14 protein-coding genes and 1 tRNA gene are annotated in these 14,357 nt (G+C 42.0%); 12 read left to right on the forward strand and 3 right to left on the reverse strand.

The window, feature by feature from the left end; all coding sequences use genetic code 11:
- Positions 1 to 138 precede the first annotated feature (138 nt).
- A tRNA-Arg gene (locus tag JMV76_RS06670) sits at positions 139 to 215 on the reverse strand.
- 358 nt (positions 216 to 573) lie between these two features.
- Here JMV76_RS06670 and JMV76_RS06675 point away from each other — a divergent pair.
- The 8 genes from JMV76_RS06675 (at position 574) to JMV76_RS06710 (ending at position 7,285) form a co-directional block, all read left to right on the forward strand.
- On the forward strand, positions 574 to 1,206 hold the full coding sequence (locus JMV76_RS06675) for a c-type cytochrome (protein WP_201502051.1): 633 nt from the start codon (positions 574 to 576) through the stop codon (positions 1,204 to 1,206).
- Positions 1,207 to 1,438: 232 nt separating this feature from the next.
- The gene (locus tag JMV76_RS06680; protein ID WP_201502052.1) at positions 1,439 to 2,401 is read left to right on the forward strand and encodes an ABC transporter ATP-binding protein; all 963 of its coding nucleotides are present in this window, start codon (positions 1,439 to 1,441) and stop codon (positions 2,399 to 2,401) included.
- 29 nt (positions 2,402 to 2,430) lie between these two features.
- Complete coding sequence (locus JMV76_RS06685; RefSeq protein WP_201502093.1) at positions 2,431 to 3,204, forward strand: ABC transporter permease; 774 nt, start codon at positions 2,431 to 2,433, stop codon at positions 3,202 to 3,204.
- Positions 3,205 to 3,267: 63 nt separating this feature from the next.
- Entirely contained in the window at positions 3,268 to 4,125 is an 858-nt protein-coding gene (locus tag JMV76_RS06690) for a hypothetical protein (RefSeq protein WP_201502053.1), read from the forward strand.
- Complete coding sequence (locus JMV76_RS06695; protein WP_201502054.1) at positions 4,126 to 4,995, forward strand: hypothetical protein; 870 nt, start codon at positions 4,126 to 4,128, stop codon at positions 4,993 to 4,995.
- Positions 4,996 to 5,022: 27 nt separating this feature from the next.
- Positions 5,023 to 5,853, forward strand: coding sequence for a hypothetical protein (locus tag JMV76_RS06700; protein WP_198330367.1), 831 nt, complete (start codon positions 5,023 to 5,025; stop codon positions 5,851 to 5,853).
- 63 nt (positions 5,854 to 5,916) lie between these two features.
- Positions 5,917 to 6,801: an NADPH-dependent 7-cyano-7-deazaguanine reductase QueF gene (queF, locus tag JMV76_RS06705; protein ID WP_201502055.1), complete on the forward strand. Its 885-nt coding sequence runs from the start codon at positions 5,917 to 5,919 to the stop codon at positions 6,799 to 6,801.
- A gap of 82 nt (positions 6,802 to 6,883) precedes the next feature.
- On the forward strand, positions 6,884 to 7,285 hold the full coding sequence (locus tag JMV76_RS06710; protein WP_045446550.1) for a lysozyme inhibitor LprI family protein: 402 nt from the start codon (positions 6,884 to 6,886) through the stop codon (positions 7,283 to 7,285).
- A gap of 87 nt (positions 7,286 to 7,372) precedes the next feature.
- On the opposite strand, the gene JMV76_RS06715 is transcribed toward JMV76_RS06710, so the two are convergent.
- Entirely contained in the window at positions 7,373 to 9,091 is a 1,719-nt protein-coding gene (locus JMV76_RS06715) for a proline--tRNA ligase (RefSeq protein WP_201502056.1), read from the reverse strand.
- Positions 9,092 to 9,660: 569 nt separating this feature from the next.
- Here JMV76_RS06715 and JMV76_RS06720 point away from each other — a divergent pair.
- Together JMV76_RS06720 and JMV76_RS06725 are read left to right on the forward strand one after the other, a co-directional pair.
- Positions 9,661 to 10,398, forward strand: coding sequence for a DUF4230 domain-containing protein (locus JMV76_RS06720; protein WP_193007826.1), 738 nt, complete (start codon positions 9,661 to 9,663; stop codon positions 10,396 to 10,398).
- Between the two features lie 168 nt (positions 10,399 to 10,566).
- Positions 10,567 to 10,728: a hypothetical protein gene (locus JMV76_RS06725; protein WP_157292349.1), complete on the forward strand. Its 162-nt coding sequence runs from the start codon at positions 10,567 to 10,569 to the stop codon at positions 10,726 to 10,728.
- A 269-nt stretch (positions 10,729 to 10,997) separates the two neighbouring features.
- Here JMV76_RS06725 and JMV76_RS06730 read toward each other — a convergent pair whose 3' ends face one another.
- The gene (locus tag JMV76_RS06730) at positions 10,998 to 12,695 is read right to left on the reverse strand and encodes a cryptochrome/photolyase family protein (RefSeq protein ID WP_201502057.1); all 1,698 of its coding nucleotides are present in this window, start codon (positions 12,693 to 12,695) and stop codon (positions 10,998 to 11,000) included.
- Positions 12,696 to 12,905: 210 nt separating this feature from the next.
- Between JMV76_RS06730 and JMV76_RS06735 the strand changes: the two genes are divergently transcribed.
- Entirely contained in the window at positions 12,906 to 13,550 is a 645-nt protein-coding gene (locus JMV76_RS06735) for a phosphoribosylanthranilate isomerase (protein ID WP_201502058.1), read from the forward strand.
- Positions 13,551 to 13,762: 212 nt separating this feature from the next.
- Positions 13,763 to 14,357 (forward strand): pyridoxal-phosphate dependent enzyme (locus tag JMV76_RS06740; protein ID WP_201502094.1); only part of this gene is annotated, 595 nt, incomplete at its 3' end.

Consider the following 14,357-nt stretch of genomic DNA (forward strand, 5'->3'; position numbering starts at 1 on the left):
ATCATATAAGAAAGCTGTTTATCAATAGACGAGCACGCACGGCGAAATCCGCAAATATTTTGAGCGCGGGGTTGATGTATATTTGAGATTTAGGTTAATACTAAGGAAGGATGAAACAAAGATTATAAATACGTTGATTGGTGCGCTCGGCGGGAATCGAACCCACGACCCTCGGCTTCGGAGACCGATACTCTATCCAACTGAGCTACGAGCGCATAATAACAATGGCGTACGGTATTATCAACATCATGCCTAAACGAGCGTTATGAGCAGTAAAGATGTCGAAAAATAAAGACCGCTTAGTCTAACAAATAAAATCCATAAAGCCAATGAATGAAGACAGTGATTGATGTTTTTTAAGAAAAAACAGGATAGTCATTAAACAGGCATGGCAATCTACCTGCCTTTTCCCTTATAATGACAGGGAGAATTCATATTTATAATCACCGATTACAAGTGTGCTAGTACGCGGGATGGCTGTTTGCTATTGATAACTATTTGGTTGTCAAAGGAGGACAAGCAGAATGTCTGAGCCGTATGAGCCTTTGTATATGTAATAAGAGAACGTGACGAATGAGAAAAGTAGTTATGTTATCGGCAGCTGCCATTCTAGGAATCGCTAGTATCGCGGTGAGCCAAGCTGAAAGTGTTGTAGACACTCCTGTAACTGTTTCTGATGTAGCAGCAGCGCAGGAAGTGGTAGCAAATGCGCCTGAGCAATTGGGTGATGATACCCAAGCTGCTGCAGATACGACTGATGGCGATACACCTGCCGCAGAAACTGCCGCTGCCGCACCTGCGGTTGATGAAGAGCCTATTCCGCAAGATACGCCGCAAGTGCAAAAGCTAATTGCTTTGTATCCTAACTTAATTGCTCGCATTCAGCCAGTTGCTAAAGTGTGCTTTGAAGACGATGAAGTTTGTGATGTGACGGCACGCGCCGCTGGCCCAGCAGCGGGTGATGGTCCTCGTGATGGCAAAGCAGTATACAATGCCGTATGTCAGACTTGTCATGCTGCAGGTCTACTTGGCTCGCCAATCTTAGGTGACGCTGGTGCATGGGGACCACGTATCTCCAAGGGTAAAGAAACATTATACACTCATGCTATCAATGGTTTTAACGCCATGCCTGCTAAAGGTGGCGCTGATATCCCTGATGAAGAAGTTCAAAACGCTGTCGATTATATGGTTGGTGAAGCAAGCTAATAGTATTGAATATCTGGCTAAGCCTTTTACCCTATATATCAGTGGAGCGCCTATTTCATTAAATGAGATAGGCGCTTTTTTAATGATGAGTATTATCAATACGGTACTTCTAAGGCATTACAGTTGAAATTCATCGACACTAGCCTCACTTTATGACACTACACAGTCTCTTCTTTCTATTTATATTCTAAAAACGTTTTTACATAAATTTATAACCAATAAAGAGGTTTTCATGTCTGAGGTACCAGCACTTGCTATCCAGAATTTATCCAAAACCTATAGCAATGGGTTTTCGGCACTCAAAGATGTCAGTTTAACCGTCCCGCAAGGGGGTTTTTTTGCGTTACTGGGGCCAAATGGTGCTGGTAAATCAACCATGATTGGTATTATTAGCTCGCTTTTTAAACCAACAGCTGGCAGCGTAAAGATATTTGGCACAGATTTACTAGAGAATCCGTCAGTCGCTAAACAGTATCTTGGTATCGTCCCACAAGAGTTTAATTTTAATATGTTCGAAAAAGTCGAAGATATTTTGATTACACAGGCTGGGTACTTTGGTATTCCTGCCAAAGAAGCACGCCCACGGGCAAAACGATTATTAATGGCGCTAGGTCTGTGGGACAAGCGCGATAGCAAGTCGCGGGAGCTGTCAGGTGGTATGAAGCGACGTTTGATGATTGCACGCGCACTGATTCATAAACCTAAGCTATTGATTCTTGATGAACCGACTGCTGGGGTTGATATTGAATTGCGCCGCTCCATGTGGGAATTTATGCAGCAAATTAATATCGAAGAAAATACCACTATTATTCTGACCACTCACTATCTAGAAGAAGCTGAGCAGCTGTGTAAGCGCATCGCTATTTTGGATCATGGTGAGATTCGTATTAATACCGAGATGAAGGACTTGCTAGCGCAGCTATCGGTTGAGACTTTTGTTTTTGATTTGCAGACACCGCTTACGCGTCAATTGGTTTTGGCAGGAGTGACAGACACATCGCAGCCTGATGATCAGACGCTTGAAGTCACACTGACTGAAGGCGAATCGTTGAATGGTGTTTTTGACCAGTTATCCGAGCAAGGTATCACGGTAGCCAGTATGCGTAATAAAGCCAATCGACTAGAAGAGCTATTTATGCGCTTAGTAGACAAAAATATCCAAAGTGCAGACAGCATGAAGGAGGCAGGATTGTGAGTCAAGAAATGATAGATCCTAATAAAACCATGTCATGGAATAAAAAGTGGATTGCTTTTCGCACCATTTTGTTAAAAGAGGTTCGCCGAATTCTGCGTATTTGGCCACAGACCTTGCTGCCACCAGTTATTACGATGAGTCTCTATTTTGTCATCTTCGGTAAGATGATTGGATCGCGTGTGGGTGAAATGGGCGGCGTACCATATATGCAGTTTATCGTGCCTGGTCTCATTATGATGTCGATTATTACCAACAGTTACTCCAATGTGGTATCAAGCTTCTTTAGTGCCAAATTCACCTCCAGTATCGAGGAGCTGTTGGTTTCTCCTGTATCCAAACATGCGATTTTGATGGGTTATATCAGTGGTGGTATCTTTCGTGGACTGGCCATTGGTATCATCGTCTCAATAGTCGCACTATTTTTTACCGACCTTGGCATTGAGCATTTATTTGTGACGGTATTTACGGTATTGGGTACGTCTATCTTATTTTCACTTGGTGGCTTTATCAACGCCGTGTTTGCTCGCTCATTTGATGATATTTCTATCATTCCAAGTTTCGTGCTTACGCCATTGACATATCTTGGCGGTGTGTTTTACTCGATGGAAAACTTGTCACCATTTTGGCAAAACGTGTCGTTATTAAACCCTATTGTTTATATGGTGAACTCATTCCGTTACGGTATTCTTGGTTATTCTGATGTGAATGTCTGGTATTCAATGGCGGCTATTTTTGTCTTCTGTGCGATATTCTATACCATCGCCTATCGTTTACTCAGTAATGGCTCACGTGTGCGCTTGTAGATTAGTTTGTAAAATGTAGCTTGTCACCTTATTATAAGAGTCCAACATTGTTGGGCTTTTTTTATGCAAAAAATTTCAATAACAAATATAGGTAAGGTTCTTACTACAGGTTTGTTGATGGCAGTATCTATTATTGCTATCGCAGCACCATTTGCGGCAATGGATGATTATGATTGGGTCGTCATGGAGACGCCTGTAGATCCTGCAATGTATAATTATGATTGCCAAAACGACTACAAATATGAAACTTATGATGCGCTACAAAACTGTCTGCATAACTTGAGAGAAGATGCGGATAATGTGCTTAGTAAGCAATGGAGTATCAGCGATAAAGTCGTTAGAGAGAGAAATGCCATTTATATCAAAGTCGCTAATCGGAAAAATCCACTAGTATTTGTTGATTACTCCAGTCCTTATGAGGAGGATTTTAATCCTTATTATTCGCTACAAGACTACGATAAATCACGGAAATTACTGACAATACATCAAATATTTTATGAAGGAGAGAGCTTGACGGTAGTTAATTTGGTTACTGGGTTTTGGCAAGATTTTAGTCTCAGAAAGCTAAGTATCTCTCCTGATATGAGATATATAGTCGGTTTTGAAAGTGAAATGGGAGCGACGGAACACGTCAATATTTTGGAGCGACAAGATAGCGGTTATTATGAAGGCTACTATAAAAAAGTCTATAGCAGTAGTGACGATTCAAAAAACTACGACAATCATAAAAAGTTTTATCAAGCAGATAAAGCACAGCAGGTTTATGATAGCGAAATCTTTACTTGGGTAAATGATGATAAGTTTTATGCAGATTCTTTTTATAAGTTGAATGAAGCGGATTTAGCGGCTTTTAGAGTACGATATACCTTTATTAAAAATGCCTCAACGGATAAGTGGCAACTGTATGAAGGTAGTAGGTAAATGATTACTATCTCTCATCACATAAAAGCAGCGTTGACTGTCGCAGGACTATTTATATTGACCACAATAGCAGCCTTAGATGCACAGGCAGCGCCTTTAGCTTTAGAGCCATCGACAGGTGAAGAGATATGGATAAAAGTCGCTGCGCCTGTAGCGATAGACTGGTATGAAGACAGCTGTCGATACGATCATACTGAATATCAAACATTTACAGATTATGAAAACTGTATTTTTGAATCGTTAGCCCAAGCTGATAATGCACAAAGCCGAGAGTGGGGCTTGAGTGACAGAGTCGTTCGAGAAAAAGATACCATTTATATTAATACACCCAACCATAAGCAACCATTGGTATTTAAGGATTATCTTGAACCGTTTGAAGAAGAGTATAGGGCTCATTATCAATTGCAGGATTATGATAAATCACATCATCTGTTGCAGTTACTACGTACGATGTATGAGACTCAAGCGACTGTCATTGTCGATTTAAACACAGGGCGCTGGCAAGAGCTGTATGCGACCAATCTTAAGTTTTCTAGCGATATGAATCAAGTGGTAGGGTTTAATGGTAGGCAAGGTGTGACCAGAGATATCATAATATGGGAGCGTCAAAAAGCTGACAATGACGGACGCTATGCAACGATATTTGCTAGTAATGAATTATATGAACAAGATTATGATAATGACAAAAAACATGAGGTGTACGAAGCGCGAGATATCAGTTGGACAAGCAATAATAAAGTTAACGTTGATTTTTATTACAGAGTCAATCCCACTGACACGGTAGCATTTCGCGTGCGCTATATTTATGCGGCTGATAATAAAGAGGGTAAATGGCAGAGAGTTTTACCTGATGTTAATACCAACGATTAAAAAACAATAAAAAGGTCTAGCTCTCATATGCAAATAACTCTATCAGTAGCCACTGAAATTCGCATCTGTATGACGAGTGCAATACTGCTAATGCTGTCAATGCCAGCACAAGCAGACCTGCCCAAAGCGACGATGGATGACTATGTTTGGAAAGTACTAGACCCAACCAGAAACTCAAATTACTTTGATGATAAGTGTGAATACGATAGTCTGGTCTTTTATAGGAAATGCCTTGAGACAAGCTTAGAGAAACATGATAACAAGCTTAGCAAAAAGTGGGGATTGGGCAACCGTGTTTCGAGAGAAAAAGATACGATATATATCCAAGTAACCAGTCGAAGCTTACCGCTAGTTTTTCGTGATGAGCTGTTTGCTCCTGACGGCCAATCTCACTCTTATTTTTCACTATATGATTATGACGAAAAGAGACAACTGCTGTACTTGTTGAGAAGTTTTCCCGAAATAGAAAGTACTGTACTTGTTAATCTCAAAACTGGATTTAGTCAAGAATTTGATGGTATCGATTTAAGTGTATCACCCAACAAAGAACGTATTACTACAGTAGAGCGTTATATAGATGAAGAAAATATTACGATTTGGCAAAAGCAGAAGGAGGGCGACTATCAGATTGTTTACGAGAGTGACCCCAGCGAATTAAAAGCGCATTTGGATTCTTATCAAAATCGAGACCAGAGACATAGTTTTGAAAATGTAGATATTGAATGGCGAAGTAAGAATAGTGTTTTAATCGATTTTTATTATCTTATCAATGAAACCGATGATACAGGCTATCGAGTACGTTTTAGCTTGGTCAAAAATGCTAGTTCATCAGAGTGGCAAATGATTCCCATAAAATAGCCCATTGCTGTAAAATGACTGGTTTTTATTTCATTATATTTAAGCATGAAAGGTAAGTAACTTATGAGTATTCACGGTATCTTGGGTGAGCAAACAACTGACTATCCAACCGAGTATAGTCCAGAGACCTTGTATCCTATCGCTCGCAGTATGGGTCGCGATGTCATTGGCTGGCAAGACGATAAGTTAATGGTTGGCATCGATTGGTGGCAGGCATTTGAGATGTCTTGGTTAAATCAACAGGGTATCTCGCAGGTTGCGATAGCACGCTTTGGTATTCCAGCCAGCTCGCCATTTATCGTTGAGTCAAAGTCACTTAAGCTCTATCTAAACAGTATCAACTTTACTGAATTCGCTAGTTGGAATGATGTGCAAGCGCTGATTGCTAAAGATTTATCAGCCTGTGTACAAGCAGACGTGCAAGTTGAGTTGTTTGGCTTAAATGACGACCTGCATAATAAGACAACAGGGTTATTGGTGGCTCAACCTGAGGGTGTTTGTATTGATGACGCGCTTGCTAATACTAGCGAAAAAGTCGCACTGTGTGAGCATCCTGATGCGTCATTGCTAAGTATTGATAAAGATTTAAACAGTAGCTCTATTTTAGAGAATACTGGCACTGAGCCTTATACTTTTTATTCTAATTTGCTGCGTAGTAACTGTCCGGTGACCAATCAACCAGATTGGGGAACGTTGGCAGTATCGATTATGACGGATAAGCTCATTAATACGGCTAATATACTGCGTTATATTTTAAGTTTCCGTCAGCACAATGGTTTTCATGAGCAATGTGTCGAGCAGATATTTGCTGATCTGAGTCGATATTATGAGCCAAGTGAGCTGATGGTTCGCGCTTGGTATACACGCCGAGGCGGTATCGATATCAACCCTTGCCGTGTGAGTGATATAACCTTGCTACCTAAACCAAGTCGTTTGATTCGCCAGTAGATTTGGTGCTTGCTCATACTCATCAAATGCGTTTATATACTCATATAGGTAGATGTTATTTTGCTTTGACTCGGAGGTATATATGAAAGGTGCCACTGGTTTTTTGACGGTGCTAGCGGCAGCTGCTTTGTCTATTTCTCTCATGCAATCGGCACAAGCGGAGTTTATTGAAAATCAATATAACTGTGAAAATGCTTATATGGAAGTGGCTTATGATTGTGGTAACGATGCGATTGTAGTCGAAAAAAATCGCCTTAATAAAATTTATATGAGTGCTTATCGTACTTTGAATACGACACAACAACAGCGCTTGGATAAAGAACAGCGTATATGGTTAAAGGATCGTAATGATAAGTGTGACTTTGAATATGACGGTCCAATGAATAATTCTGTGGTATACGCCCAGATTAGCGCTAATGTTTGCACCGCTAATGAGACACAGAAACGCAGTAAGGTCATTGCTAAAAGATATAATATTAAGTAGTTTTTTTTAGCTATATTACACGCGAAAAAGCGCCTATCTCATTTAATGAGACAGGCGCTTTTTATGGCACAGTTTTAACGAGTAAAACTATTTGCCGCTTACTATTGCAATGACTTCTTCACGGCTTAGCATTTGCTTTTCTGTCTCACGGCGATTGACGTATTCGTACTTGCCTTCAGCCAAGTTACGGTCTGAAACCACGATACGATGTGGAATACCAATCAATTCTAGATCAGCAAACTTAACACCTGGACGCTCGTTACGATCATCAAGAAGCACATTGATGCCTTGTGCTTTTAACTCTTCATATAGTGCCGTCGCTGTCTGCATGACGGTCTCTTCTTTTGACTTCATCGGGATGATAGCGACTTCAAAAGGAGCGATTGAATCATTAACCGTTGGCGTTTGTGGCCACATGATACCGTTTTCGTCGTTGTTCTGTTCGATAGCAGCGGCAATGATACAGCTCACACCAATACCGTAGCAGCCCATCATTAGGGTCACAGGCTTACCATCTTCACCAGATACGGTAGCATTTAACGCTTGCGAGTACTTATCACCCAACTGGAAGATATGACCGACCTCGATACCACGTTTGATTTTTAGGCTGCCTTTACCATCAGGAGAAGGGTCGCCTTCCTGCACATTGCGTACATCAACGACACGAGTAATGCTCGCATCACGCGCCCAGTTCATACCAGTGGTGTGTTTATTGACTTCATTGGCACCGCACACAAAGTCTGACAAAGTTGCTGCCGAACGATCAACGAAGACAGGCATATCCAAATTAACGCCAATATAGCCTTTATGCAGACCAGCAGCTTTCAGCTCTTCATCAGAAGCCATTGTCAGCGGCACATTGGCCTCTTCGATTTTCTCAGCTTTGATCGTATTTAGCTGATGATCACCGCGTAATACGATAGCGATAAGCTGTGGCTCATCATTTTCGGTATGACCATGGACGATTAACGTTTTGACCGTCGTTTCTAATGGTAAGCCTAAATGTTCAGCAACCATTTTACAGCTGGTCATATTTTCCGTCAGGACGTCTTCGCGTTCCATTTTCGGTGGCTGACGCTCAGCGGTGCTCACTGATTCGGCAAGCTCAACGTTGGCTGCATAATCAGAAGAATCAGAGAAGGCAATATCATCTTCGCCGCTGTCTGCCAAGACATGAAATTCATGTGAAGCAAAACCACCAATAGAACCAGTATCCGCTTGTACTGCACGGAAATCTAAGCCCAAACGGGTAAAGATACGCGTGTAAGCGTCATACATATCATGGTAAGTCTTGGCCAATGAGGCTTGGTCAACGTGGAACGAGTAGGCGTCTTTCATGGTAAATTCGCGTGCGCGCATCACACCGAAACGTGGACGAATCTCATCACGGAATTTGTTCTGAATTTGGAAAAAGGTGATTGGTAATTGTTTATAACTACGCAGCTCGCCTTGCGCCAGATTGGTGATGACTTCTTCATGTGTCGGACCTAATACAAAATCGCGATCATGACGGTCTTTGAAGCGCAACAGCTCAGGACCGTAATCGTTAAAGCGTCCGGTCGTTTGCCAAAGCTCGGCAGGCTGGGTCATCGGCATGAGCACTTCTTGTGCACCAACTTCTTGCATCTCTTCACGAACAATACGTTCGACTTTTTGCAAGATACGCAGCCCCATGGGCAACCAAATATATAACCCAGAAGCAATCTTTCGGATAAGACCGGCACGCACCATCAATTGGCTTGAGGCGATATCGGCATCACTTGGGGTTTCTTTTAGAGTGGCAAATAAAAATTGACTGGCTTTCATAAATAAAGCGTAACCTTATCAACGATAAAATAAATAAGAAATAGTAGGATATTGAGCGTGTGCTTTGATGGCCGACGCAAGCTTACCTTTGTATCACTTGGTAATAGTCTAGGACATGCCTAGCTAAAAAGTACTGCGACAAACAGTACATGAATAGAAAGTGCGTTCATAAAACGCCTTACAAAAAGGCTGGAACTTTTCATTTTGTATTAAAACGTTGATGTTGGCAGCGTCATACTTTACGCATAAAGACCAGAAAAATAGATGTACGCCAACATTTTGCTTATACAATCTGACTATGTTAGGTAAAGTTAGCCTAAGACGCAATGACTTTTTGTTTTTTCAGACAGAACGTGACTTAAACGTGACTTAAACGAGCAAATGAGGTCACTACAACTCGATTATTTACCAGTTTTTAGGGTATTTATAGTAAATGGTAGCGCTAGTCATTATGTAGCGTATTGGTAGTTATTACTTGAAGTTGCTGCTCAAAAGTAGCATTTATCATTTAGACAGTTATTTGTTATACGTTTAATAAAAATAAATGATAAAACTCTGAGGGTGTTTATATGAATAATCCTGACAATCGATCTCCTGTTAATAATGATGCGACTAACTCACAAGCGAAAAAACCCATTGCGATGATGTCGTGGATAATATTGCTCATCGGTTTAGCAGCTATCGTTTTTGCTATTTATAGTGTGCAGAATATAACCAAGGAAGAGCCGATAGAAACCATTACTCGTGAAGGCGTGGTCACACAAATTCAAAAATTGAATCGTTTGGAAACGGTGGCGTTCAGTGTCGATACAGTCATTACCAGTCAACGTCCTGGCAGTTGGATGAAGCTGTGGCAAGACGAGCAAAAGGGTTTGTTTATCGCGCGCGGACGAGTGGAGGCGGGGATTGATTTAAGTGCACTTACCCCTGAGATGGTACAGGTGGTGCAGCCTGAAATTAACGTCGATGAGGTACAAGAAGCGGGTGCCAATACGCCAGTCTCAGTGATGCCGCAAATCAATATTACCATCCCACCATCAGAGATATTTTCAGTTTATCTAGACGATATCGAGATTTATGATTGGCAGACGGGTGCTTTTGGCATGATGCAAGTCGATCCAAAAATCTTGCAACAAGCGCAAAGTATGGCAAAAAAAGAAGTGCTCGAACGCGCTTGTCGTGGTGATGTCATGAATATGGCACTAGAAAATGCGCAAACCCAACTGCAACAGCTATTTTCGTTAACTGGCGCAGTTGTGACGGTAACGACTCAAGGTGCAGGCGCGTGCCAGATGCCAGTAAAATAATGCATACATAATTTTATTAGAGCCATAGACTAGATAATCATACGTTAGCTTATTAATTGGAAACACTTAAAGTAACGCCATTTATATTGTATAGTAGAGCTTATCTATTATTCATAAGTAACTTATGAATTTCGTTGGTAATATAACCCTATATAAAAGGTGGCGTATATGACAACTCTTAATAATAAACCGTCTTCTAAGCCTGAACGTCAGCTTAATAAGCGTCCTAAAACGAAAGAATCGCTTTCTTTTGCGACATGGGTGTTATTAATTATAAGCTTCACTTTATTAGCCTATGCTCTTTATGTTATCCAAACCCGTATATTATAAGCAGCCAGCTGATATTAGGGCGTGTCCTCAATTCAATCGATTACTTTCTAAATGGGCTAAAAATAGCTAAATTTTGCCAAACATCGTCAAATAGCTTCTTAATATCTCGATATTATGTGCGCTACTTTCCTTGTTTGACGGTAATTTATCTCATTTTTATCACCATTTTTAAAATGAGGGCACGCCCTAGTAAGGGTAGATAATGTGAGTAAGATGCCATAGCTGAAACTCTTAGTAAATTGAGGTTTTAGTGTTGATATAATGCGTCGCTATTTTTTAAATTCAGCAATCGCTAATTGGCGAGCCGCTTTATGTTCGACCATCGGTAATGGGTAATCAATGTCAGCAAATTTACCGCCCTTTGCTAGTGCTTGACGCATTTTATCCTCGCTATGCAAGATGGTGGTAGGAATGGCTTTTAGCTCAGGCAGCCACGTCTTGATAAATTCGCCATCGGTATCGTGGGTTTTGGCTTGGCTAAAAGGGTTCATAATGCGAAAGTAAGGTGCAGAGTCGGTGCCAGTCGACGCGCTCCATTGCCAACCCCCATTATTGGACGCAAAGTCACCATCTATGAGCTGCTGCATAAAATAACGCTCACCTAATCGCCAATCAATCAATAAATCCTTGGTCAAAAACATCGCCGTGACCATTCGCAAGCGATTGTGCATAAAGCCCGTCGCATTCAGGCAGCGCATTGCCGCATCGACTAACGGCACGCCAGTTTTACCTATGCACCATGCCTCAAAATCGTCTTGATTATGTGACCAGTTAATTTTGACATCAGTCTCATGTTTATAAGCTTGATGGCGAATCAGCTCGGGCTTATAGTCTAAAACGTGACGATAAAAGTCACGCCAAGCCAGCTCGCTTATCCAGCGGTTAATGTCGTTATTATCAGTGTTGTCAAAGCTATCCTCGCTATCTAAGGCGTCACCGTCACCGTCATTCTCATGTAATTCTCCCAGTGCTTTGCTTAATTGTAGGGTAGCTTGTAAGTAGCAAAGTCTGGGGCTGATTGCGCCAATAGTCAGGTAGGCAGATAGCTGACTGGTGGCATTTAAACTGGGTACATCACGGCTCACATCATAATTATCAATATCCTCAGCGATGAAGTCCTCTAAACGCTGGCACGCCGCCGCTTCGCCAGCAGGGTAGGCTGCCCGAGCGTGCTCAAGCTGTACGTCTCTATCCATGGGCTCTAATAAACCAGCATTTTGCAGTGCCTTTTGATAATCTTCGACTACTTCTTTACTTACTCTTTCTATATCTTCGATAGTAGCACTGGCGTTCGAGACTTCTAGTTTGACTTTAGTGTTGCCATTTATGGCGGATGCCTCATGCATTTGTATGGTGCTGATATCCAAGGTATGCCGCCATTTTTTATAAAATGGAGTAAACACCTGATACATGCTGTCATCGTTCGTAGTGATGGTTTGTGGTGGCAAGATACATTGATCATGCCAGCGGATAAATTCTATATCGTTGTTTGCAAGCTTTTTGGTTAATTGCTCATCACGCTTAATCTCATTGCCTTCGTACTCGTGATTTGCCATCACAGTGCTGATCTGGTTCGCGCTACAGATATCTAGCATCGCCTCAACACAGTCAGTAAAGCTTGGACAGAGCTGTACTGTTAAGTGGATATTTAATTGTGTTTGCAGGGATTTGGCTAGGATAGGCAAAGTGCGAGCGATATGGTCGAGCTGTGTCAGCGACATGTCATGTGCTTGCCATTGTTCAGGCGTCACGAAGTAAACAGCGCTTACTGAGGCGTTATCCGCATTTGCCTGCTCGCAAAGCGCAGCTAGCGCGGTATTATCATGAACTCGCAGGTCGCGACGAAACCACATTAGGTAATGCGCTGGGTTTACGCTAGTGGCATCGTCACTATTGTTGACGTTGCTTGTTTCGGTGTTATCTGTGCTATCGGTGTTATGAGACGTTTCCGCCGCCGTTTTAGACATTCAACTATCCCTCTATTAATCAATCGCAATCATAAACAAAACTGGTAATAAAAGTATGCTAGGATAAGTTTTTGGATGCAATGGATTTACCATTCAATTAACAAATCCTCATATTTACGCTTTAGCGTTGGCAATTGACGTTTACCTTCCGTCAATGTAACGAAGACAGTCTAATAATGTCGTACTGAGTGTTATATCTAAGGTCACATCATGCACGTTAAGTTTTGCGGATTTACCCAGCCTAATGATATTAAAATTGCCGCCCAGTTGGGTGTTGATGCGGTTGGCTTGGTATTTTATCCGCCCAGTCCACGCGCTGTCACTATCGAGCAGGCGCAATCGTTAAGTGCGTCTTTGCCAGCTTTTATAAGTATAGTGGCTCTAGTGGTGAATATGCCGCGCGCAGAGCTGATAGAATTAGCGAATCAGGTCGCTTTTGATATCATTCAATTCCATGGTGATGAAACACCGGAGCAATGTGCGCAGCTGGCCAGTGCGGTCAATAAACGCTGGATAAAAGCGCTGCGTATCAATGCTGACCAACACACTGCCGCTAGCGTAAGTGCCGAGATTAATGAGTTTGCTGCCGCTGGCGCGAACAGTATCTTATTGGATGCTTACCATCCCCATAAATATGGCGGCACAGGGGCACGTTTTGATTGGAGTCTGCTACCGCAAGACAGCTCGCTACCTATTATTTTAGCGGGCGGACTGGATTCCGATAATGTCGCTGCCACTTTAGATTTGCCTATTTATGCGGTCGATGTCAGCGGTGGGATTGAGTCTGACAAAGGCAAAAAAGACGCTGCCAAAATGCGTGCCTTTATGAAAGCGGTAAAACGCGACCGATGGTAAAATGAGACGCTTGGCGAACCTTCGAATATCAGTAACTAGTTTTTTATCCGTGAATTTTTATCCGTTAAATAGCTAATTACTTGGAAAAATTTCCCCCTTATTTATCTTAAAAAATACCACTTATTATAGTAGGAATTATCATGAGTCATGTCGCGAGCAAAGATGTATCTACCACTGCTAAAGCTATCAATACCTTCACCAATCCAGAAAGCGTGCAAGATTTCAATCAATATCCTGATGCCCGTGGACATTTCGGCGTGCATGGCGGTCGCTTTGTCTCTGAAACCTTGATGGCAGCACTAGAAGAGCTAGAAGCGTTATATAACACAGTAAAAAAAGACCCTGCATTTTGGGAAGAATATCACAATGATTTGGTCAACTATGTCGGCCGCCCAACGCCTTTATATCATGCTAAGCGATTGAGCGATGAGATAGGCGGTGCGCAGATTTATTTTAAACGTGAAGACTTAAACCATACTGGCGCACATAAAGTGAATAACACCATTGGACAAGCGCTACTTGCGAAGATGAGTGGTAAAAAACGTATCATCGCTGAGACTGGTGCAGGGCAACATGGTGTCGCGACGGCGACAATTGCTGCGCGTTTAGGGCTTGAGTGTATCGTTTATATGGGCGCGGACGATGTTGAACGTCAAAAGATGAACGTCTATCGTATGCGTTTGCTCGGTGCAACGGTTGTGCCAGTGACTTCAGGTTCACGGACACTGAAAGACGCCATGAACGAAGCGATGCGTGATTGGGTTACTAATGTTGATAGCACCTATTACATCATCGGTACGGTTGCCG

This window comes from Psychrobacter cibarius, assembly GCF_904845955.1.
Classification (GTDB): Bacteria; Pseudomonadota; Gammaproteobacteria; order Pseudomonadales; family Moraxellaceae; genus Psychrobacter; species Psychrobacter cibarius_B.

Bases quoted from the DNA above. Each gene is read 5' to 3' on its own strand.
- JMV76_RS06735 (WP_201502058.1), top strand. From the start codon at position 12,906: ATGCACGTTAAGTTTTGCGGATTTACCCAGCCTAATGATATTAAAATT.
- JMV76_RS06675 (WP_201502051.1), top strand. From the start codon at position 574: ATGAGAAAAGTAGTTATGTTATCGGCAGCTGCCATTCTAGGAATCGCT.
- JMV76_RS06725 (WP_157292349.1), top strand. From the start codon at position 10,567: ATGACAACTCTTAATAATAAACCGTCTTCTAAGCCTGAACGTCAGCTT.
- JMV76_RS06680 (WP_201502052.1), top strand. From the start codon at position 1,439: ATGTCTGAGGTACCAGCACTTGCTATCCAGAATTTATCCAAAACCTAT.
- JMV76_RS06715 (WP_201502056.1), bottom strand. From the start codon at position 9,091: ATGAAAGCCAGTCAATTTTTATTTGCCACTCTAAAAGAAACCCCAAGT.
- JMV76_RS06710 (WP_045446550.1), top strand. From the start codon at position 6,884: ATGAAAGGTGCCACTGGTTTTTTGACGGTGCTAGCGGCAGCTGCTTTG.
- queF (WP_201502055.1), top strand. From the start codon at position 5,917: ATGAGTATTCACGGTATCTTGGGTGAGCAAACAACTGACTATCCAACC.
- JMV76_RS06695 (WP_201502054.1), top strand. From the start codon at position 4,126: ATGATTACTATCTCTCATCACATAAAAGCAGCGTTGACTGTCGCAGGA.
- JMV76_RS06685 (WP_201502093.1), top strand. From the start codon at position 2,431: ATGTCATGGAATAAAAAGTGGATTGCTTTTCGCACCATTTTGTTAAAA.
- JMV76_RS06690 (WP_201502053.1), top strand. From the start codon at position 3,268: ATGCAAAAAATTTCAATAACAAATATAGGTAAGGTTCTTACTACAGGT.
- JMV76_RS06700 (WP_198330367.1), top strand. From the start codon at position 5,023: ATGCAAATAACTCTATCAGTAGCCACTGAAATTCGCATCTGTATGACG.
- JMV76_RS06720 (WP_193007826.1), top strand. From the start codon at position 9,661: ATGAATAATCCTGACAATCGATCTCCTGTTAATAATGATGCGACTAAC.
- JMV76_RS06730 (WP_201502057.1), bottom strand. From the start codon at position 12,695: ATGTCTAAAACGGCGGCGGAAACGTCTCATAACACCGATAGCACAGAT.